At 41.6% G+C, this 20,881-nt stretch carries 18 protein-coding genes; all 18 read right to left on the bottom strand.

Annotation, left to right across the window (positions count from 1 at the left end):
• Entirely contained in the window at positions 1-240 is a 240-nt protein-coding gene (gene kphA, locus D8791_RS07310; RefSeq protein WP_005590445.1) for an RNA-binding protein KphA, read from the bottom strand.
• 19 nt (positions 241-259) lie between these two features.
• The gene (gene rpsP, locus D8791_RS07305; protein WP_005590447.1) at positions 260-532 is read right to left on the bottom strand and encodes a 30S ribosomal protein S16; all 273 of its coding nucleotides are present in this window, start codon (positions 530-532) and stop codon (positions 260-262) included.
• Positions 533-659: 127 nt separating this feature from the next.
• Positions 660-1,346: a pyrimidine 5'-nucleotidase PynA gene (gene pynA / locus D8791_RS07300; RefSeq protein ID WP_125447033.1), complete on the bottom strand. Its 687-nt coding sequence runs from the start codon at positions 1,344-1,346 to the stop codon at positions 660-662.
• A gap of 80 nt (positions 1,347-1,426) precedes the next feature.
• Entirely contained in the window at positions 1,427-4,552 is a 3,126-nt protein-coding gene (locus tag D8791_RS07295; RefSeq protein ID WP_125447031.1) for a type I restriction endonuclease subunit R, EcoR124 family, read from the bottom strand.
• Positions 4,553-4,563: 11 nt separating this feature from the next.
• The gene (locus D8791_RS10655; protein WP_125447030.1) at positions 4,564-5,679 is read right to left on the bottom strand and encodes a restriction endonuclease subunit S; all 1,116 of its coding nucleotides are present in this window, start codon (positions 5,677-5,679) and stop codon (positions 4,564-4,566) included.
• 1 nt (position 5,680) lies between these two features.
• Complete coding sequence (locus D8791_RS07285; protein WP_125447028.1) at positions 5,681-8,440, bottom strand: type I restriction-modification system subunit M; 2,760 nt, start codon at positions 8,438-8,440, stop codon at positions 5,681-5,683.
• A gap of 95 nt (positions 8,441-8,535) precedes the next feature.
• Positions 8,536-9,369 (bottom strand): AraC family transcriptional regulator, encoded by an 834-nt coding sequence (locus tag D8791_RS07280; protein WP_125447026.1) that lies wholly within the window; start codon positions 9,367-9,369, stop codon positions 8,536-8,538.
• A gap of 84 nt (positions 9,370-9,453) precedes the next feature.
• On the bottom strand, positions 9,454-9,948 hold the full coding sequence (locus tag D8791_RS07275) for a YkgJ family cysteine cluster protein (protein ID WP_002904626.1): 495 nt from the start codon (positions 9,946-9,948) through the stop codon (positions 9,454-9,456).
• 104 nt (positions 9,949-10,052) lie between these two features.
• The gene (locus tag D8791_RS07270; RefSeq protein WP_125447024.1) at positions 10,053-10,688 is read right to left on the bottom strand and encodes a hypothetical protein; all 636 of its coding nucleotides are present in this window, start codon (positions 10,686-10,688) and stop codon (positions 10,053-10,055) included.
• Positions 10,689-10,860: 172 nt separating this feature from the next.
• A complete protein-coding gene (gene lepA, locus D8791_RS07265; protein WP_125447022.1) occupies positions 10,861-12,684 on the bottom strand; it encodes a translation elongation factor 4 in 1,824 nt (607 codons plus the stop codon).
• A gap of 123 nt (positions 12,685-12,807) precedes the next feature.
• On the bottom strand, positions 12,808-13,710 hold the full coding sequence (locus D8791_RS07260; RefSeq protein ID WP_125447020.1) for an RluA family pseudouridine synthase: 903 nt from the start codon (positions 13,708-13,710) through the stop codon (positions 12,808-12,810).
• Positions 13,694-14,161: a signal peptidase II gene (lspA, locus tag D8791_RS07255; protein WP_125447018.1), complete on the bottom strand. Its 468-nt coding sequence runs from the start codon at positions 14,159-14,161 to the stop codon at positions 13,694-13,696. Before lspA ends, D8791_RS07260 begins: the two co-directional genes overlap by 17 nt.
• Complete coding sequence (locus tag D8791_RS07250) at positions 14,158-15,066, bottom strand: LysR family transcriptional regulator (RefSeq protein WP_125447016.1); 909 nt, start codon at positions 15,064-15,066, stop codon at positions 14,158-14,160. Before D8791_RS07250 ends, lspA begins: the two co-directional genes overlap by 4 nt.
• A 102-nt stretch (positions 15,067-15,168) precedes the next feature.
• Complete coding sequence (locus tag D8791_RS07245) at positions 15,169-16,083, bottom strand: TDT family transporter (RefSeq protein WP_125447015.1); 915 nt, start codon at positions 16,081-16,083, stop codon at positions 15,169-15,171.
• Between the two features lie 49 nt (positions 16,084-16,132).
• Entirely contained in the window at positions 16,133-16,990 is an 858-nt protein-coding gene (locus tag D8791_RS07240; RefSeq protein ID WP_125447013.1) for a GNAT family N-acetyltransferase, read from the bottom strand.
• Between the two features lie 49 nt (positions 16,991-17,039).
• Positions 17,040-18,905 (bottom strand): ABC-F family ATP-binding cassette domain-containing protein, encoded by a 1,866-nt coding sequence (locus tag D8791_RS07235; RefSeq protein ID WP_125447011.1) that lies wholly within the window; start codon positions 18,903-18,905, stop codon positions 17,040-17,042.
• On the bottom strand, positions 18,902-20,107 hold the full coding sequence (locus D8791_RS07230; protein ID WP_125447009.1) for a CCA tRNA nucleotidyltransferase: 1,206 nt from the start codon (positions 20,105-20,107) through the stop codon (positions 18,902-18,904). The genes D8791_RS07235 and D8791_RS07230 overlap by 4 nt, the downstream gene beginning before the upstream one ends.
• Positions 20,104-20,871, bottom strand: a complete 768-nt coding sequence (dapB, locus tag D8791_RS07225; RefSeq protein ID WP_125447007.1) for a 4-hydroxy-tetrahydrodipicolinate reductase — start codon at positions 20,869-20,871, stop codon at positions 20,104-20,106. The genes D8791_RS07230 and dapB overlap by 4 nt, the downstream gene beginning before the upstream one ends.
• Between the last annotated feature and the right edge of the window lie 10 nt (positions 20,872-20,881).

Here is a 20,881-nt window from a genome sequence, read left to right as displayed (position 1 = left end):
TTATTTCTCATCAATGACGATGCGAACTTTTTTGTACTCGGTTGGGACAGAGTAAACAATCGTCCTTATAGCGGAGATAGTACGACCTTTACGACCTATCACACGTCCAACATCGCTTGGATCAAGATCAAGATGATACTCTAAAAACTCAGGCGTATCTTCAATCTTGATAGTTAAGGCATCTGGCTGTGAAATCAAAGGTTTCACTATCGCAATAATGAGATTTTCAATCGTGTCCATATATCAACCTGCACTTCTATTATTTAGAGTATTTTGAATCGTGGAATTTCTTCAAAACACCAGCTTTTGAAAGGATGTTGCGAACTGTATCTGAAGGTTGAGCTCCATCAGCCAACCATGCAAGAACGCGATCTTCTTTCAAAGTCACTTGGTTTTCTTCAACAAGTGGGTTGTAAGTTCCAACTGTTTCGATGAAACGTCCGTCACGAGGTGAACGTGAGTCTGCAACGTTGATACGGTAGAAAGGTTTTTTCTTAGAACCCATACGAGTCAAACGGATTTTTACTGCCATTTTTAAAATGTCTCTCTTTTCTTATTTTTTATTTCGGTGAAATAGCTGAGCTATTTAGCACATGTTCTATTATAGCAGATTAAATACAGCTGTCAAGTTTTTTTCTTGACAGGCTCAAGAATTTTTTTCAAAGCAGTAATTTTTTAATTTCTTCATAGGAAGATACCGTATAAGTCGGCTGCGCACTGCTATTATTAATCAACTTTTTGGGATTATACCAGATAGAGTCCATTCCTGCATTATTGGCGCCAGCAATATCTGCCGTCAAGGAGTCTCCAATCATCAAAGTCTGAGACAGGTCAAAATCTGGTATCTGCTCTGCTATTTTTTCATAAAATAAAGCTTCAGGCTTCTGAGTCCCCATCTTCTCTGAGATGAAAATATGGTTAAAATAGGGCGCAATATCGGAATGGGCCATGCGGCCGGTCTGAATAGCCGTGATGCCATTGGTCGCTCCGTAAATCTCATAATCAGCTGCTGTCAGACTGTCCAAAAGCTCGCTTGCACCAGCATAAGTTTGTCCTTGCTGAGCAATATGCTGCTGATAGAGAAGAGCCAGCTCGGCCCCATCCTTCTCAATGCCAAAATGAGCAAAAAGACGAGAAAAGCGCGTATTGACCAGCTCTAGCTTGGTGATTTTCCCCTGCTCCAGATCCCGCCAAAGCCCCTTGTTCATGGGAATATAATAGTCTTTGTAGGTCTGGATCTCCGTTACGCCCTGCTCCTCCAAAAAATGAGTCAGCGCAATGTCTTCTGCCGTATCAAAATCTAGTAGCGTATGATCAAGGTCGAAAAGTAGAAATTTGTAGGGCATTGAGTTTCCTTTCTGAAATGAATTGATATTCACGATGATAAAATAATTGAATTAAGAATATCAGGATGAAAGCAAATTATTCAGACTTCAAAACCACCTTCAAGAATGAACCGCTTTAGTAAATCTGATGTTTTAACATTTATCTTAAACGTTGTCAGTGTATTTCCAGTTATATTTTCAAAATATGACTTAGCTTTCTGTTTATCAACAGAATTTTTTAAAAGATCAAAACGACCAAATTCATTTAATGTTGTTTCAGTCAACTTCATAGACATCATTTGTCTTAACAGTTCTTCATCAAGACCAAAGGTATCGCTTAAACGTTTAATTCGATCATAATGAATTTGAACCTGATAGTCATTAATGTAGTCACGAAGTGTTAGTGTACTATCTACCTCTATCTCCCCATTTTGAATATCGTGTAAGATTAAATTTGCAATTTTTTGCTCTTCCTGTGTCAGGGTTGCAAAGGTTTTGTGCAGTTCATTCAAAAGACTTTCAGATTCCTCCGTTCCTAAAGCTTTAATATACTTTTGGAAACGAGAATTCATATAATCAGCATCAATCATTCCAGTATCTATTTCAAGTATAGAGGTTGACAAATCAAATGGTACATCACCTGGACCTTTGCCTCCACCACCATTACTCATCAGTTCCTTATAGCGAATAACTAAAATGTTATACGTCGTCTCATCGCATACTACATCCACTACTGATTTTTTCTTTCCAGCACCTTTTGAAATTTCGTAGTGTAATTTAGACCATTTAAAGCCTTGAATCCGAGCTGCTTCAAGATAATCGTTAAACGAATTAAATAGTTTAGCAAATTTTGCTTTTTCACTTCTCTCAGCAGGAAGTTTCTCAAAATTTTCTACACCGGAATTTTCAAAAATTTCTCGAATCTGATAAAAAAGAGCATTTAGCATTACTAAATTCTGATCTAACTTATTGACAAAAAGCTCTACAGGACTGTCGCCTGAATAAAGCTGAACTGCGTCTTCAATATTCCGTTCCATAGTGTGAGGCTTACGATAATAGCGGATGGTACCAAATGGTTTATCCTCTCCAAAAATCCTATTGGTTCGAGAAAATGCTTGGATAATCAGTTCATCCTTCATCAACTGGTCTACATAAAGAGTATTAACCCATTTAGAATCAAAACCTGTTAACATTTGATTTACAACGATAAGTAAGTCTAATTGCTTTTCTGGCTCTCTTTCAATCCATTTATGCTGGTGTTTATGCGCCAAACGATTAGAAACATCCTTTTTGAAACGATCATGAGATGCCAAAGTGTAAAGTTGACCATACTGTTTCTCATAATCCGTTAGAATCTCTACAAGAGCATCTTCTTTAAAATCAAAGTCGTCATTATTATCAACATTTGGATCAAATAACGCTGTTACTCTTAACTCAGGCTTTATTGCTTTCAGCAATCGATAATAAGAAATAGCTTCTTGGATACTGCTAGTTGCAAAAATAGCATGGAATTTTCCGTTACGACTCAAGGTTAGCCAATTATCACAGATGTCCTTCGCAACAGCTTTCTGATAGTCAGGTGTTAGATATTGATTTTTTGGTATGTAGTCTTCAATTCCTTTGATGTACTTCTCTTTTCTATTCATAAAGCCTGCCATCTTGACTTTTGAACCATCCATAAAGTGATAGTAGACTTTACTCTTTTCTGGCTTACTAACTGCTTCTTCTACACTAGAAGCGTTCGCCTGATCTAGGGCTACTTTTTCTCTGATTTCACGATCCTTATAGATTAAGACTTTATAAGGATCAAAACCTAAAACATTTTTATCGCGAATTCCATCCGCGATGGTGTAATGATGTAATTCTTGACCAAAAATCGAAGTTGTTGTATTCTTTTTTCGCTCATTTTCCTTTTTAATAGGCGTACCAGTAAAACCGAAGAACAGAGCTTGAGGAAAGGTCTCTTTAATGGTAATCATCATCTCGCCAAAAGTAGAGCGATGAGCCTCATCGATGATAAATACAATCCTATTCTTTCTCATCTCTTCCAGCTCTGCATCGGTCAGCCCGTCCTCCTCTTTGATATTACTCATTTTTTGAATGGAGGTAACAATCAAAGTATTTTCGGGAGACTTACTTTTCAAGCGAGTCTTGAGCATAGTGGTATTTTTTGTTTCTTGAACTGATTCTCTCTCCTCTGCAAAACCTCGATATTCTTTTATAGACTGAGTACCTAGTTCAATTCTATCCAATAAAAATATTACTTTATCTGCATCTTTTGAGTTAGCAATTAGCTGGGCAGCTTTAAAACTAGTCATGGTCTTGCCAGATCCTGTTGTATGCCAAATAAAACCACCAAGCTGATTGCGATCAGCCCACTTATTTTTAGCTACCCGGTCAGAAATTGCTGCAACTGCATAGTATTGGTAGCTACGTAAAACTTTTAAAATTCCATCCGACTGGTCAGCTATAGTGTAATAACCGATTAGCTGATGCGCCATCGGGATTGACAAAAGATAAACAGCAATATCTTTCCAGTTGTTGATTAACTCATTATTAAAATCTTCCCAATGGAAATAATAATCTGGATTAAAACGTCCATCCGGTCCTGGATTGGCAAAGTAGACAGTTTCATTCGGCTCCATGGCCACAAAGATTTGAATCAAAGAGAAGAGCCCTGTGAAAATCCCTTCTCTGGCATACTTTTCGATTTGTACTGTAGCCTGGCTGACTGGAACACCACTGCGTTTTAGCTCTAAGTGAAAGACTGGCATGCCATTAATCAAAAGCATCAAATCGCCTCGTCTATCATGGAGAATGGGAGATTTTGTTGGAAATTGAGGTTGTCTTGCAATCTGATAGCGACTTGAACCTGCAGCAATCTCCTTACGGTTATAGATTTTGAGACTGATCTCTTTTCCGAAATGCTCAGGATCTGCTGGATTGTCTCTTTTGACTGAGACAGAACCTCCGTTAATAAAACCGTTCAGTTTTAGTGGTGTTCGGAGATTTTCAATCTGCTCTAAAATCTGAGCCATTTCACCGTCTGTTAAAGGCTGGTCATTGAGACGGTCACGTTCACGGTTGTTATCAAAGAGGATCTTAGCCCAATTCTCAATCAGATCCTGCTCTGTGGGGTAGTAGAGGACTTCTTTTTCCCAGCCCTTGGTAAAAAGTACCTCTATCAAGGCCTGTTCAAAATCAGCTTCTTTGCTAAAAACAGTCATCTGTAACTCCTTTACATCATCATTTGCTCAAGTAAAGCTTTTTTCAAATTCAGCAGTTTGTCCAGTCTACGCTGTTGAAGGGCAATGAACTTGTCCAGATCTTGGAAGAAGCTGCCAATATCCCTTTGCTCGGGAGGGGTGGGGAAGAAAATCTTATAACTACCTAGCTGGGGAACAGTTAACTGGGGAACTCCCGTTGATTCAATTACAATATTTTGGATATTTATAGCATTCTCTAAAAAAATAACATCATATTCTGATTTTAATGATAAAAGACGCACAACAGGAGTAAAACTTACGTTACGAGCTTTTGCTACTCCAACATTACCTCTGCCTGTTACTGTAACTGCAGGAGCCTCTATTCTATAGCTATCATTATAATACCCAATAATTCCATCATTTGTAAGAGCATTGGCAATCACCGGATATTTACCCTTATTCAATAATTTAGATTTATCAATATCTCCACCAGCAGATATTTCTGTGCACTCCTCCAACTTCCGCTGTTCCCAAGCTTCCGCATTTTGACCTGAAAATTCTTTGAAACGAATAGCCGGAACAGTTTGTTTATTCTCTGGAAACATCTTTTGTAGCATGGCCTTTTTGATACGACGGCTTTTTTCTAGCTTACGTTGTTGAAGGGTAATGAGATGATTCAGCTCTTGGAAGAAGGAACCGATGGCCCTTTGTTCAGGAGGGGTGGGGAAAAAGGATTGAATATTATTGATAGCAATTTTTGACAAAGATGGAACCCCTGTCGATTCATCAAGATTTTTCCAAGTAACATTATTAAAAACAGAATAAACAAAATAAAGATTATTAGCATCTTTTGGTATACAGTAAAATAAAGTATCAACAGTCCAAAATGGTGCTTTTAAAATATATGGTTTATCTATCGTTCCTTTTCTACCAATACCGATGCCATCAACATCTGAGAGTGATTCTGAAACAGAAAGCATGTACCCACCTGTACCATAGACAGGGATCGTACCCGTAGACAGATGTTTATAATCTTTTCCACTATTAACTTCCACGACCTCCCCCAACTTCCGCTGTTCCCAAGCTTCCGCATTTTGACCTGAAAATTTTTTGAAACGAATAGATGGTGCTTTTCTTTCTTCCGTCATCTTATTTTCTATTTAGGAGATTTTGAAACTCCCTCAATCCTTTCATATCAAATTCTGACCCTTCCAACTGGTCAATCATATCAGAGAGACTTTGCTCGACAGCTGCTAGCTCCTTGTTGACATCTTCAAAAGTTTCCGAGTATTTATCAACTACTCCTGTGACATGTTTTATCAGCTGAGTAAATAAGACATCTGGTAATTGATTCAACTCCTCAACGATTGGAACAATCCATTTCTTCTCAAGCAGTTCATTGGCTTCCTCATCTGACAAGCTTTCAATAACTTGCTTCGTTTTCAAATGAAGCTCTTTCTCTGCTTCCTTAACTATAGTAGCTAGTTGCTTTTCTTCGTCTTGAAGTTCAATGACATTCTGTAAAGTAGCCTCAAAGCTTCCTTCTTCAAAAACTGTTTGACGTTGCAACCACAGGATATAGCTTCTCACACTAACTACTCCGTAAGTTTTGTCTTTTAATGTCTCCATTGATGACCAGGATACTTCAGGGTGAGCAGCTATAAAATCCATTTTTTCTGCTTTCTTAGCTTTCCTATCTAACAGATCGAGATAAGTTCTTAAAGTCGAAATCTCCAAGCTATCCACTTCGGCATAAATATCCTCCAGCAACAGATTGACTTCCTTAGTGATAAAACCATCTTGCTCGTCATTTAAAATCTGAAGTTCTTTTTCTTCTTCAGAAAGATTATCAATTAATTGAACATATGTATCCTTAATATCCTGCAACCTAGCTTTTTGCGCTTTTATCTGTTCCAATTCTTCTGTAAGGTGGACTTCCTGAACCAACTCAAAAGGTAGTATTCGACCTATCCAACCTTCCTGTTGTTCTTCTGGTTCTTTTCCCTTCTTTTTCTTCATGACAATATTTGGATCCACGCGTTTAACAGTTTGAAAACCTTCAGTCTGAATCATCTCCAAATCCTGAGAAATTTCCTGCCATCCATCGTCTAAAAGTTGATAGGCAGTGTAAGGATCAACTATGGGATAGTCATATAAATTCTTGAATAGCTGCTGACTAATCACAGACTCAGCCTGGGGTAAAGAAACAGATAAAGCCTGAACTACCAAATAATCATATAGGTATGCAGAAAATGATTCAAAGCTCTGATGATAATCGGATAAGAATTTTTTTATATCCTCATTATTTAAAATCACTTGTTTTAAGTCTGGACTTTTAAGCTCGACATAAGGAGATCCATCATCTTCAAAAAGGTCAGAGAATAAACTAGGGAAAGCGCACCAAAAAGGATCTAATTTGGCCAGTTCTGATTTAGGAATTCCCCCATACATAGAAGCATAAATATCCCAAGATTCCTGAGGTTCAGATGAATCAACATAACGTGGGATATTAAGGTTATAGTCTTGCTGGCGAAGCTCTTCTTTTGATACCAGACGAGAATATCCCTCTATCGTTTCACGATTATTCACGATATCAACAATCTTCTTAATATCAGAAGCACGAAGTTGGTTGTTTTTCCCAACTTTTACAAAGCCTTTAGAGGCATCTACAATCAAGATATCATCTCTATCTCTATGCTGTTTTAGCACCATAATAATCGTAGGAATCCCTGTACCAAAAAAGATATTTGAAGGCAGACCAATAATTGCATCAATCTTATTTTTTTCGATTAAATTCATACGAATTTTTCTTTCTTCGCCCCCTCGAAAAAGAACGCCATGAGGAAGAACAATAGCCATAATGCCATCCGGCTTTAAATGGTATAAATCATGAAGCAAAAATGCATAATCTGCTTTGGTTCGAGGAGCTAAACCAAAACCAAAGTAGCGGGGATCATCTTCTTTATGTTCAGAATCCCATTTCTGCGAATAAGGTGGATTTGAAACAACAGCATCAACGTAGAGTGGATTATAAGTATTAACAGGATCGTTTTCATTAAAATAAGGCCAGTCATCCTCCAAGGTATCCCCGTTTCGAGTGATAATATTGGATGGCAAAATCCCTCGCATAATCAAATTCATACGTGTCAAATTGTAGGTGTTGCTCTTTAATTCTTGGGCATAATATTGGATTTTATTTTCCCCTTGGATAAATTTTGAAGCAGATTGCCCGATGTTGATGAGCAAAGAGCCCGATCCACTAGTCGGATCATAAATTTTAATCTCATCTTTATCATGGAGATGATGGGCCACAATTTCAGAGATTAGTACAGAGACTTCGTGAGGGGTATAAAACTCCCCTGCCTTTTTACCAGCATTTGCTGCAAACATGCTAATCAGATATTCGTAAATGAAGCCCAAAACATCATAGTCTCTTCTCCCTTCCATGGGAATTGACTTAATTAATGTAAGAAGTCTGCTAATAGCTTTTGTCTGAGAAGCAGATGATTCTCCAAGCTTACTTAGGCCAGTTTGGAGAGTATCAAAGACACCATCAAAAACATGTTTATGCCCTTTACCAATTAATCGATTAAATGCTGACAAGGCATCTCGAACATTCGATACATCGAAATCAACCCCTTTTTTAATCCAAGTAGAAAAGAGATTATCATAACTGATAAAATAACCAATTTTTTCTTGTATATATTTTACAGTTTCTTCATCAGACTCTGATAAATCTGATAAATCATCACCATATCCTTCTTGAGAAAGGAATTGTTCTTCTTTATCTGATAAAAACTTGTAAAACATAAACCCTAAAATATAATCTTTATATTCGTTGGCTTCTATTTTAGAACGCATTTCATTGGCTGATTCCCAAATTTTTGCAGCTAATTGTTGCTTATTCATCTTTGTATCCTATTAATCTAAAATATATTTATACTCTATTATACCATAAGCCACAAAAAAACCAGCCGCTCAAAAATAAACGGCTGATTTATAATCTACTTCACCACCGGTATCCAGAGTTCCATTTGATAGTCTGGGGAGGACATATCACCCTCGCTGTAAACTTCAAAATCTGGTGCTCCTGAGTGGCGATAACCTGTTTCTGGGAAAAAGACTTCTAAGACGTATTTCCAAGCATGGTGGATGCTGGCTGGTATAGCCCCCTTGACTGGTACGATAGCATATTCAGCTTCTGCGATTTCCTTGATTGACAGACCTAGTTCTTCTGCTTTGGCTTTATCCGTCACATCATAGGCAGCCATATAGTTGATGATTTCGCCTTCTTTGACATCCGAGCAGACGCCAAAAGATTGGCCACTACCCAGACTCTCTAGACTTTCAAAGCTGTGATTTGCATAAAGCTGCTCCCATGCAGATGGGCACTGGCTATTGTCAATAGCTTCCAATAGGACGCCTGCCACGGTAAAAGCAGGTTTCTTTTGAATCTTGATATCCATGTTCTTTCCTCCTGTAATCTTTATGGATAACTGAAGTCGAGGAAAGACCCGATAAGGTTTTCCATTTCGAACTTCTGAGGGAGTCGTACCATGGAATTTCTTAAAGGCTGCGCTAAAGGCATCCGCAGACTCATAGCCGTATTTCATCGCTATGTCAATGACTTTCTCAGAGCTTTCCCGCAAGTCCGTCACAGCTTCTGACAGCCTGCGGTTGCGTAAGTATTCTGCTAAAGTCATATCTGCTAGAATAGAAAAGAGCCTGCTAAAGAGAGCATAAGAATAGCCCGATAGCTGCTGAAATTGCTGTAAATCCACTTCTGCGTCCAACTTACTTTCCAGATATTCCATGGTTCGATTGAATTGATGCATCATATTCTTTTTCACCTCTTGACTATAGTCTAACAGATTTCAGATACTTCCGCCCTAGAATTTTTGTACAAGATTTAGAGGGGGATGTTACAACCTATCCCGTAGCTTCTCCACAAAGAGATAGGCTGCTGGGCAGGTCAGGGTATTTTTGATTGTCAGATGGTTAATCTGATGAATCTTCTTGCGGTCTGTATGAGGGAACTCGCGGCAGGCCTTGGGACGGACATCGTAGATCGAGCAAAGATTGTCTCCACCTAAAAAAGGACAAGGCATGGCCTTGAAGACCTTGTCGCCGTCTTCGTCTACCTGCAGAAATTCCTCTTCAAAAGCCGGCAGCTTCATCTTGAAATACTTGGCAATACGTACAATATCGGCTTCCTTAAAGTCTGGACCCAGAGTCTTACAGCAATTGGCACAGGCTGTACAGTCAATCTCCTCAAAGACCTCATCATGAATCTGCTGGGCAATCTTATCGAGATTTTTTGGTGGCTTTTTCTTGAGACTGGCTAAAAATTTTCGATGCTCTTTCTGCTTCTGCAAAGCTAGCTGATGGTACTTTTCAAGGTCGATTTCTTGGGTCATAAATTACTTTCTAATCAGTTAATTTTCGTTAGCATTATATCATAAATCTCAAAAAAATGAGACCTACTTTCAGGTAGACCTCATTTTCTTAGTTTTAAATATTGTTAGCTAGGCCTTTTTTCATCAAGGCTCCATGTTTCCTCTATGTATGAGATGACAGAAGCCAGAGTTTTTTGGTCGCCTTCAAAAGAGATCAAATATACTTTGTCGTCTTTTTGGAAAACCCAAGAAACAACTAGCTGCCCTGATTTCATAATTACATTCAGTTGGAAAGCTTCATTGCCAGAAACAGTGGATTTTGCTCCCCACATTTTTTCTACATCTTTATTATCATTCCAACTATAGGCTAGTCGCTGGGCAATTAACTCAGCATTGAAAGTTTCCCCATCTTGGACATGAGCTTTTTCTCTAGTATAGCCATTCATGGTAACGATATTATAAGCTGAGCCATCCGTGAACTGAACGCTGTCGCCACCATCTAAGTCGGTGAACTTAATCCAATTACTTGGAATATCGATATAACCATAGTCAGCCGAGCCAATGCGTTTGGTTTTGGTCGTAGTGGAAACATCTTTGTCACTAGCTTTATCAGATTTGCTGCTATCTTTCTGGGAAACTTGACTAGATGTACTGGTAGAAGTTGGCGATTTCCGATTACTATAATTTTTAATAAGGCCACAAGAAGCCAGAGACAGACCAATCAGAACTGTCAAGAAACTAAGAAAATGTTTTTTTGCCATAACAAATCTCCTTTTTAGGCTACATGAGCCTTAACTATCTAGATTTCCATACTATCCAAACATTATAGATAACATCGAACTTTTAAAGATTGCTTCCCTATTTATTTTTAGGAGCAGATCGACTGTTTTTTCTTTTCTTTGTAATGCTGAGTCCAGGAGTTCAAAGTCAACTTTAATCCTCATCCATACTCAGGACGCTGAGGAAAGCTTCTTGTGGGACTTCGACAGATCCGATCGCTTTCATCCGTTTTTTACCAGCTTTTTGTTTTTCTAGGAGTTTGCGCTTCCGAGAAACGTCACCACCGTAACATTTAGCAAGAACGTTTTTACGAAGGGCCTTGATATCAGTACGAGCCACAATCTTGTGTCCAATGGCTGCCTGAATTGGTACTTCAAACTGCTGACGAGGAATGATTTTCTTGAGCTTGTCTACAATCAGCTTACCACGCTCATAGGCAAATTCCTTGTGAACGATAAAGCTGAGGGCATCAACCTTGTCGCCATTGAGGAGGATATCCATCTTAACCAGCTTGGATGAGCGATACTCAGAGATTTCATAGTCAAAGCTAGCATAGCCACGAGTAGAGGACTTGAGCTTGTCGAAGAAATCAAAGACAATTTCAGCAAGTGGGATTTGATAGATGACATTGACTCGATTATCATCGATATAGTCCATGGTCACAAAGTCACCGCGCTTGCGCTGAGCTAACTCCATCACCGCTCCGACAAATTCCTGCGGCACCATAATCTGCGCCTTGACATAAGGCTCCTCGATGGAATCAATCTTGGTCGGATCCGGAAATTCACTCGGATTAGAGACATCAATAGCTTCACCATCTGTCAGATTAACCTTATAGATAACAGACGGCGCCGTCATAATCAGATCAATATTAAACTCCCGCTCCAAGCGTTCCTGAATAACATCCATATGCAGCAAGCCTAAGAAACCACAGCGGAATCCAAATCCCAATGCCTGAGATGTTTCTGGTTCAAACTGCAGACTGGCATCGTTTAGCTGGAGCTTTTCAAGCGCCTCACGCAGGTCATTGTATTTATTGGACTCAATCGGATAGAGACCCGCAAATACCATCGGATTCATCTGCTTGTAGCCGTCCAGGGGCTCAGATGCTGGATTGTTCGCCAAGGTCACTGTATCTCCAACCCGAGTATCCTGTACCGTCTTGATAGAAGCTGCAATATAACCAACATCCCCTGTCGCTAAGAAATCACGTCCAACGGCCTTAGGTGTAAAGATGCCGACCTCAGTTACATCAAAGGTCTTACCATTGCTCATGAGCTGAATAGTGTCGCCCGGCTTGACCACACCGTCCATCACCCGCACTTGCAGGATTACCCCACGATAGGCGTCATAGACTGAGTCAAAAATCAAGGCTTTGAGCGGTGCTTCAACATTTCCAGTCGGTGCTGGGACTTTTTCTACTATCTGTTCGAGGATTTCTTCAATTCCGATACCAGCCTTGGCAGAAGCCAATACGGCTTCGCTAGCATCCAAACCAATCACATCTTCAATCTCTGCCCGCACCCGCTCTGGATCCGCAGCTGGCAGGTCAATCTTATTGATAACTGGCAGGATTTCCAAGTCATTGTCCAACGCTAGATAGACATTAGCAAGAGTCTGAGCTTCAATCCCCTGAGCAGCATCCACAACCAGAATGGCGCCTTCACAGGCCGCCAATGACCGTGACACCTCATAGGTAAAGTCCACGTGTCCTGGTGTATCAATCAAGTGGAAGATATAGGTTTCTCCGTCCTTAGCAGTATAATTGAGCTCGATAGCATTAAGCTTAATGGTGATGCCGCGCTCCCGCTCCAAGTCCATGCTATCCAAGAGTTGGGCCTGCATTTCCCGGCTGGAAACCGTCTCAGTCGCCTCCAAAATCCGGTCAGCTAAGGTTGATTTCCCATGGTCAATGTGGGCAATAATGGAGAAATTGCGAATCTTCTCCTGACGTTTTTTCAAATCTTCTAAATTCATTTTTCTCTTCCTTTTAGGGTATTCTATTTATTATATCATGATTTGTCGAAAATAAAAACGACTGTAACCAAGACAGTCGACTTAATTTTCCATTTATCTAGAGTCTCATAAATACGGAGACGATTAGTCATGGACTTTTCTGAGTTTTTCAAGAGTTTCTAGGAAAATAGCTGGTGCTTCAGCCGTAAATTCCATCACTTCGCCAGTCCGAGGATGGGTGAAGCCCAGTGTTCGTGCGTGCAGAAATTGACCATGGCCCTTCAGGGTCTTACGTGGTCCATAAACCTCATCTCCAGCGACTGGATGGCCGATATAAGCCATGTGAACACGGATTTGATGCGTCCGCCCCGTCTCCAGCTGTAATTCAACCAAGGTATAGTCCCCAAAACGTTCCAAAACTTGGAAACGTGTCAGAGCGGGTTTCCCCTTGGCTGTAACCGCCTGCTTCTTGCGGTCTTTTTCACTACGGCCAATCGGCGCTTCAATCACTCCGCGCTCGTTAGGCAGATTTCCATGGACAATCGCCCAGTATTTACGGAGGGATTTCTTATCCTTGAGCTCATCTGCAAGTGCCAAATGGGCCTGGTCATTCTTGGCAATCATCAGAAGTCCAGAAGTATCCTTATCAATCCGATGGACAATCCCTGGGCGCAGCACACCATTGATGCCAGAGAGGTCTTTGATGTGGTACATGAGAGCATTGACCAGAGTACCGCTGGTATGTCCAGCTGACGGGTGAACCACCATGCCTTGTGGCTTGTTGACGACTGCAACATCCTCATCCTGATAAACGATTTCTAGCGGAAGATCCTCTGCCACATACTCAACCACCTCTGGCTCAGGTACTTCATAAGAAATAATATCGCCTTCTTTGACAGCGTACTTGGCTTTTTTTTCCTCTCCATTGACCAAAATCTGGCCATTTTTTATCTGTTCATTGGCTAAACCACGGGATAGCTCTGTCAAGTCCGCCATTGCCTTGTCCAAACGCAGGCCTGCGGCTGCTGCATCAATTTTCAATTCCATTTGTTTCTTCCTTCAACATTACCAGTAATAAAATCGCTACTCCAACAGTCAAGTACATATCCGCTACGTTAAAAATAGCAAAATTGACAAAATCCAACTGGAACATATCCACTACAAATCCTTGCTGGAACCGATCAATGAAATTGCCCAAACCACCAGCAATAATTAGAATTAGTCCCGTCAGCAACCATTTTGAGCCCTGAATATGTTTAAACAAATACCAACTAGCTGCTCCAAGCACAGCACAAGTAATCAAGGCGAAAAACCACTGCTGATTTTCCAAGATAGAAAAAGCGGCACCAGTATTTCTCAAGTAAGTCAAACTGACAATCTTAGGGATAAACTTCCTGACCTGCCCCAAGGAAAAATTGGAAATAATATAATACTTGACTGCCTGATCAAGAGCAATCAAAAGAATAACTAAAAAAGGAATGGTAATCTTTCGTTTCATACTTCTCTTTTCTGTGCAAAATATTCTTTCATAACAGCTACAAAGGCTTCTCCAACCTGACTCAAGTCCACGTCTTCCCGCTTGACATAAACCATGTGATTGTCTAAATTGTCTCGGAGTTTGATGACAGTGATTCCATTTACACTGTTGCTATCCAAAAAGCCAGATCCAGTCGCATAAGCATCCGTCCGCTCCAAAATCCCATTCAGCGTTGCTCGATCCGTTACATTAAACATCTGGGAGCTAGCACTGGTATCAACAAAATTCTCTGAATAATAGAGGTACTCATCCTTTTCCTGTGTGAAGCGAACCGTCGGCAAATCTGCCAAGTCCTCCATGACCAACTCTTCCTTTTGAGCCAGAGGATGATCTTCCCGCAAATAAATGTGGGTCTGGAAAGGAATTAGCTCAATGACTTCCAGACCTAACTTTTCAATCCGCTGCATAATGCCTTTGCTATTCTGATTGTTGAGATAAATAATCCCAATCTCACTGTGGCCTTGGGCTACCTCATCCAAAATCTGCACGGTTGTCGATTCAAAAATCCGAAAATTCTTGTAGTCAGGATAGCGCTGAGAAAACTCTGTTATCAAAGGTGGTAAAAAGTCATAATGCTGACTGGCAATGGAAAATTCATCCTTTTCCTCTTCAGGATTGGCATATTGATTTTGAAAGACATCGAAGCCTTTGACCAATTCCTGAGCTCTCTCGTAAAATTCCATGCCCCGCCGAGTCAGAAAGGTTCCGCTACTCGTTCGGCGGAAAATCTTAAATCCTAGCTCCTTTTCCAAATCTCGCACCGCGATAGATAGACTGGGCTGGCTGACATACATTTTTTCTGCTGCTTCACGGAAGGTTCCGCTGTTGGCAATGGCTACTACATAACGCAATTGTTGAATATTCATATCTTTTTCCTTTTACAAATACTCCTAATTATACCATAAACTCAGCCTTCCTCAAAGGCAGGCAGTGACTTTCCTCTTGGAAATACATCTCTGAAATCTGCCTCATTTGCCCAAAATATCCTTTGTATACAAGAAGGTAACATAAAGAACGACGAGCAGGGCTATTAAGACCTCAAAAGTAAGCAGAATTTGCCCAGCTAGACCAAGATTCAACACGTTTAAAGATTGCTTCAAAGCCACAGCCGAAATGACCAAAGGGAAGGTAAAGGCAGAAAAGCCTGCTGAAAAAGGACGATTGATCAAACGAGGAAGTTGCCACAAAATAAAGGCATATAAGCATTGTCCTGAAATCAAGAGCAAGCTCAATAAGACAGGATTTGGCTGAGAAAAAGTACCTACATAAGCCGCTGTCACCAAGGAAATAGGCGCACAAATCGTTGTCGTATTTGGACGAACATTCTCTGCTAAGCCAATTTTATAGGTCTTATAAAGGACGATTGGCAAGACCAAGATGGTCGCTAAAAGGCCGTACCAAAAGACCAGCTGCCCCAAAGCTAACTGCTGAGGAATTGCAATTGTCAGAGGAGCGACACCAATCCCGACAAATAAGACCGTCCAAGCAGGAAAAACATTCTCCCACTTGAAAGGGAAGACAAAGGTCAGGATATAATAGACCATCAAGAAAACCAACCCGCCAAAGCTTAGCCACCACAGCACTTGCGCACTAATTCGGGCAAAATTTCCCAAAAAAGTCCAGCTCGCTAGATAGGTCGAAGCCACCATTCCCTGCATGAAAAAAGTCGGGAAGACCGAGGCCACTAGCGCTTGACCTAGTTGCTCTTTGACTTGCTTGGTATGCGTCAGCATTCCCATCACTAGATGGAGGAAAAACAAGAGTGCCAGACTTGCTAAAAGATAGCGCAAGAACTGACTGACATCACCGACTAAATTTCCCAAGGCTAGTAAGCCTAGCACCAAGCCAGCCTGTACTAAGAATGGCTCTTTTCTCTTTATCATAAACAGATCTCCTGACCTCCATAGCCCTTTACTCTGAAGGTTAATCTTTTTATTTTCTCTTTAAATAAACTGTTTCCGATTTTCGTTTAAAGCCCAATCTTTCATATAGCCTCAGGGCACCTGTATTTTGAGCTTCTACTACAATTTGGCAGACTTGTCCATTTCGGCTAGCAAGGTCATTCAGGATAGACCTGACTAGGTGACTCCCTAATCCTTGTCCCTGAAAGACCTGATCTACAGCTAGGGCAAACAGAAAATTGCTGCCAAAACTTGTATCAACTGAGCAGGACGCCACAATTTGACCATCTTTTTTCAGGACATAGAGCAGGCTATCTGGGCTCTCCAGCGCTTGACTGGCATAGTGAAGCGCAGTATCTATCGGCATTTCAAAAATCTGCGACTGAAAAGCTGCAATCTCCGCAACCATTTCTTTTCTACCCAGTAAAACTTCCACGCCTTCTTTTTCTTCTTGAGGGAAAGTCCCCGTCGCCTGCTCCAGCCAGATTTCCATTTCTTTCAAATCATAATCAAGCTTCTCAGCAAAGGTCGGATGGTCTGCTAAAAACTTGACTTCACTGATGTATTCGATTTGGGATAAATCGTATTTCTCTGCAATTTTGGAAAATTCCTGCAAAAGAGCGCTCGCTATGCCCTGTCTGCGATAGTCAAGCAATACATAGACAGATAGCTCTGCTTGCCCCGGCTCATCCGCATATACCGATAAAAAACCAACCGTTTGATGATCTAGATTGGCCAGAAAAAAGGCTGGCATAGCTCCATCAAAATTATAGGCGTTATCCAGATAAGGAAGACGATAAGTCCCATCTGTAACGTGGCAGTTTTGAACCAGCTCAAAGAGCTGATCCTTGATTTCCTGACTGGGCTTGCTATAAATCTGTATTTCCATCATTCTCCCTCACAAACTTGTATCCACAACTAATGTACTACGTACTGTCCTACTCCAACTCACTCAGATACTCATAGCGCTCATACTTTTCAAGAAGCTGCTCATTCTTGTCATCCAGCTCCTTCTGAAGTTCCGATAGCTTGGTAAAGTCCGAGCCGTTCTGCTCCATTTCCGTCTCAATGGCGGCGATACGTGTCTCCAGCTCCTCGATATCCGCCTCGATGGTCTCCCACTCTTGCTTTTCAAAGTAGCTCATCCGCTTCTTCTGCTCCCGCGCCTTGACGGACTTTTCCTTTTCTTGCTTTTGGGAAATAGCTGCGCTGGATTGTCTAAAAGCCTTCTCATCCAGATAGTCCGTGTAGTTGCCAAAGAACTCTCTGACCTGTCCATCTTCAAAAGCTAAAATCTTGCTGGCTACTTTATCGAGGAAATAGCGATCGTGACTAACTGTAATTACTGGCCCTGCAAAGCTCTGTAGGAAATTTTCTAAGACCGTCAAGGTTGCGATATCCAAATCATTGGTTGGCTCGTCCAGAAGCAGGACATTGGGCTTTTCTAGTAAAAGCTTGAGCAGGTAAAGCCGCTTCTTTTCACCGCCAGACAACTTCTCAATCAAAGTACCGTGGCTTGAGCGAGGAAAGAGAAACTGCTCCAATAGCTCAGCAATGGATGTCGTCCCGCTACCACTCTTAACCTCTTCCGCCACTTCTTGCAAGTAATTGATGACCCGCTTGGACTCATCCAAGCCTTCAATCTGTTGAGAGAAATAAGCTACTCGGACTGTCTCGCCAATTATGACCTGACCAGACTGAGGCTGCAACTGACCAGCAATTAGGTTAAGCAGAGTAGACTTACCCACTCCATTATCTCCGACAATGCCCAGTCGATCTTTATTTTGCAGCAGGAGATTGAAATGCGACAAAATCTGCTTGTCTCCGTATGCAAAATCCACATCCTGAAACTCGATAACCTTCTTCCCAATACGACTGGTTTCAAAGTTCATCTCTAAGTCCGTCTGATTGGTCTGACCAGCCAAATCACTTTTAAGATCATGGAAACGATTGATACGTGCCTGCTGCTTGGTCGCTCGCGCCTGAGGCTGACGGCGCATCCAAGATAACTCCTGCTTGTAAAGCTGCTGTTTCTTGTGGAGCAGGGCAGCATCGCGCTCATCCTGCTCAGCCTTGAGCCGGACATAGTCCTGATAGTTGCCCTGATACTCTATCAAGTTTCCACCGTCCAATTCAAAAATCCGCGTGGAAATATTGTCCAAAAAATAGCGGTCGTGGGTGATAAAGAGGACCGTCTTCTTTGAGTTCTTCAGGAAATTTGTCAGCCATTCAATCGTATCAATATCCAGATGGTTGGTCGGCTCATCCAACAACAGCAAGTCCGCTTCTGAAAGTAGGACCTGCGCCAACTGCACCCGCCGGCGTAGACCACCAGAAAGCTGGCTGATTTTTGCTGCCAAATCTGAGATACCGAGCTTGGATAGGACGGTTTTTACCTGACTTTCAATCTCCCAAGCATGCAGCGAATCCATTTCTGCCATGACCTTGTCTAGACGAGCTTGCTTGGCTTCATCATAAGCTGCCATGAGCAGTTCGTATTCTCGAATGAGCTGCATTTCTCGCAAATCGCTGGACAAAACAGTATCCAAGACTGTCTTCTCTTCATCGAAGTCTGGTTCCTGAGTCAAATAAGAGATTTTATAGTCAGATTTTGCTGAAAAAGGATATACATCGCCATCAAAGCCTGATTTGCCAGACAAGACATCCAAAAGAGTGGTTTTTCCTGTCCCATTGACTCCAATCAGTCCGATTCGATCTAAGTCGTGAATGATAAAAGAAATCTCTTGAAAGACTGTCTTATCCCCGACAGACTTGGTCAGCTTTTCAACGATAAAGTCACTCATCCAACTTGCTCCTTAATAAAGTTCATAATCTCTTCCTTGCTATTTGCCAATTCTCCGTCAACAATGGCCAATTCAATTTTAGTCAGGATTTGTCCCAATTCTGGTCCGGGTTTAAAGCCATAATCTCGGATCAAATGGCTACCCGTCACCACAATCTCATGTTTATCATGAATGGTCAGAGCAGCATGTGTCGCTTCAATAGCCTCAAACTCAACTGGCAAGCCTGCTGCCTGTCTCAAACTTTCAGCTTGCAGAATCAAATCCAAATCATACTGATAGCAATCACGCTTAGAAAGGCTCCGTTCCTGTCGAATCTCATAAACAGCTACCAGCTGATTCACTCGCTTTTGAAAGTCATTGGATGTTTTCCAATGTTTCAAAAACTTCCGAATATCTTTTACTTTCAAAGCCAGCAGAAGTGCGGCCCAAGCCTGCTCAGAACTAGAAAATTGAAAATCTTCTTCTAAACCGTCTAGTAGTTCCTGCAAAGCTTCTGCTGAATGTTTCATATCAGGAAGAAAGTCGTAGGCAGCAGCTTTGAGCAGGCTCTCCAGACCTTTTCGCCAGAAAGGTGCCATCAAGAGCTTGTCAAACTCGATAAAAATCCGCTCTACCGATATCTTCTCCAAAAGCGGCGCGCAATCTGCCATAGCCTGAAAGGTCAAGTCTTCCAAATCAAAGTCTAAACCAGCCTGAAAACGGAAGCCCCGCATGATGCGAAGGGCATCTTCATTGAAACGCTCTGCAGCTACTCCGACTGCCCGCAGAGTACGATTTTTCATATCTGCCAAACCGTTAAAGAGGTCCACAATCTCTCCCTCTTGGTCTAAAGCAAGAGAATTGATTGTAAAATCCCTGCGCTTCAAGTCTTCTTCCAAAGAGCGCACAAAAGAGACCTGACTAGGCCTGCGGTAGTCCACATAGACATCCTCGGTCCGAAAGGTCGTTATCTCGTATTCTCCCTGGCCTTCCAAGACCAGCACTGTTCCATGCTCAATGCCGACATCAACTGTCCGAGGAAAGATTGTTTTGATTTCCTCAGGATAGGCCGAGCTGGCAATATCCACATCGTGAATGGGCCGATTCAACAGAGCATCTCGTACAGAACCGCCGACAAAATAAGCCTCAAAACCGGCCTCTTTAATCTTCTCTAATACTGGCAAAGCCTCCTGAAACTCAGAAGGCATCTTCTCTAATCTCATAGTAAATGTTCCAATCCATAGACCAATTCAGAGCGCTTCACTACCTCTTTGATACCCAGATTTACCCCAGTCATAAAGGAAACCCGGTCATAGGAGTCATGCCGCAAAGTCAGCCCCTCTCCTTGACTACCAAAGATAACTTCCTGATGGGCCACCAAGCCAGGCAAACGCACTGAGTGAATCCGCATGCCGTCAAAGGCTGCCCCACGGGCACCAGCCAACGATTCTTCCTCATCAGCCGCTCCCTGCTGCTTGCTCGTCCGAACTTGACTGATTAATTCAGCTGTCTTGATAGCCGTACCGCTCGGTGCATCTCTTTTGTTATCATGATGCAGTTCAATAATTTCCACATCTGGAAAATACTTGGCTGCTTGGGCTGCAAACTGCATCAGCAAAACGGCTCCCAGAGCAAAATTCGGGGCAATCAATCCACCAAGACTCTTTTGACGCGATAGTTGGGTCAAGTCTTCAATCTGCTCAGACGTGAAACCAGTCGTTCCGACCACCGGAGCAAAGCCATTCTCAAGAGCAAAGCGAGTATTTTCATAAGCCACTTTGGGGGTCGTAAAGTCAATCCAGACATCCGCCTGAAGACTAGCTAGTTCTTCTTTAGTATTGAAAACTGGAACTCCCGCTACTTCCTTTTCATCTGTAAAAGGATCTAGTAGACCGGCCAATACCAACTCAGGATCTTCTGTTACCATTTTATAGGCTGCTTGTCCCATCTTTCCCTTGAAACCAGCAATAATGACTTTTATACTCATCTAGAACCTC

It is taken from the genome of Streptococcus cristatus (genome assembly GCF_003943515.1).
Taxonomy (GTDB): domain Bacteria; phylum Bacillota; class Bacilli; order Lactobacillales; family Streptococcaceae; genus Streptococcus; species Streptococcus cristatus_D.
Note: the sequence above shows the minus strand (reverse complement) of the source record. Positions and strands in the feature narration are given on the sequence as shown.

What these genes read in the sequence shown, in the direction of transcription:
- kphA (WP_005590445.1), bottom strand. Translation starts at nt 240, where the DNA reads ATGGACACGATTGAAAATCTCATTATTGCGATAGTGAAACCTTTGATT.
- rpsP (WP_005590447.1), bottom strand. Translation starts at nt 532, where the DNA reads ATGGCAGTAAAAATCCGTTTGACTCGTATGGGTTCTAAGAAAAAACCT.
- pynA (WP_125447033.1), bottom strand. Translation starts at nt 1,346, where the DNA reads ATGCCCTACAAATTTCTACTTTTCGACCTTGATCATACGCTACTAGAT.
- D8791_RS07295 (WP_125447031.1), bottom strand. Translation starts at nt 4,552, where the DNA reads ATGACTGTTTTTAGCAAAGAAGCTGATTTTGAACAGGCCTTGATAGAG.
- D8791_RS10655 (WP_125447030.1), bottom strand. Translation starts at nt 5,679, where the DNA reads ATGACGGAAGAAAGAAAAGCACCATCTATTCGTTTCAAAAAATTTTCA.
- D8791_RS07285 (WP_125447028.1), bottom strand. Translation starts at nt 8,440, where the DNA reads ATGAATAAGCAACAATTAGCTGCAAAAATTTGGGAATCAGCCAATGAA.
- D8791_RS07280 (WP_125447026.1), bottom strand. Translation starts at nt 9,369, where the DNA reads ATGATGCATCAATTCAATCGAACCATGGAATATCTGGAAAGTAAGTTG.
- D8791_RS07275 (WP_002904626.1), bottom strand. Translation starts at nt 9,948, where the DNA reads ATGACCCAAGAAATCGACCTTGAAAAGTACCATCAGCTAGCTTTGCAG.
- D8791_RS07270 (WP_125447024.1), bottom strand. Translation starts at nt 10,688, where the DNA reads ATGGCAAAAAAACATTTTCTTAGTTTCTTGACAGTTCTGATTGGTCTG.
- lepA (WP_125447022.1), bottom strand. Translation starts at nt 12,684, where the DNA reads ATGAATTTAGAAGATTTGAAAAAACGTCAGGAGAAGATTCGCAATTTC.
- D8791_RS07260 (WP_125447020.1), bottom strand. Translation starts at nt 13,710, where the DNA reads ATGGAATTGAAAATTGATGCAGCAGCCGCAGGCCTGCGTTTGGACAAG.
- lspA (WP_125447018.1), bottom strand. Translation starts at nt 14,161, where the DNA reads ATGAAACGAAAGATTACCATTCCTTTTTTAGTTATTCTTTTGATTGCT.
- D8791_RS07250 (WP_125447016.1), bottom strand. Translation starts at nt 15,066, where the DNA reads ATGAATATTCAACAATTGCGTTATGTAGTAGCCATTGCCAACAGCGGA.
- D8791_RS07245 (WP_125447015.1), bottom strand. Translation starts at nt 16,083, where the DNA reads ATGATAAAGAGAAAAGAGCCATTCTTAGTACAGGCTGGCTTGGTGCTA.
- D8791_RS07240 (WP_125447013.1), bottom strand. Translation starts at nt 16,990, where the DNA reads ATGGAAATACAGATTTATAGCAAGCCCAGTCAGGAAATCAAGGATCAG.
- D8791_RS07235 (WP_125447011.1), bottom strand. Translation starts at nt 18,905, where the DNA reads ATGAGTGACTTTATCGTTGAAAAGCTGACCAAGTCTGTCGGGGATAAG.
- D8791_RS07230 (WP_125447009.1), bottom strand. Translation starts at nt 20,107, where the DNA reads ATGAGATTAGAGAAGATGCCTTCTGAGTTTCAGGAGGCTTTGCCAGTA.
- dapB (WP_125447007.1), bottom strand. Translation starts at nt 20,871, where the DNA reads ATGAGTATAAAAGTCATTATTGCTGGTTTCAAGGGAAAGATGGGACAA.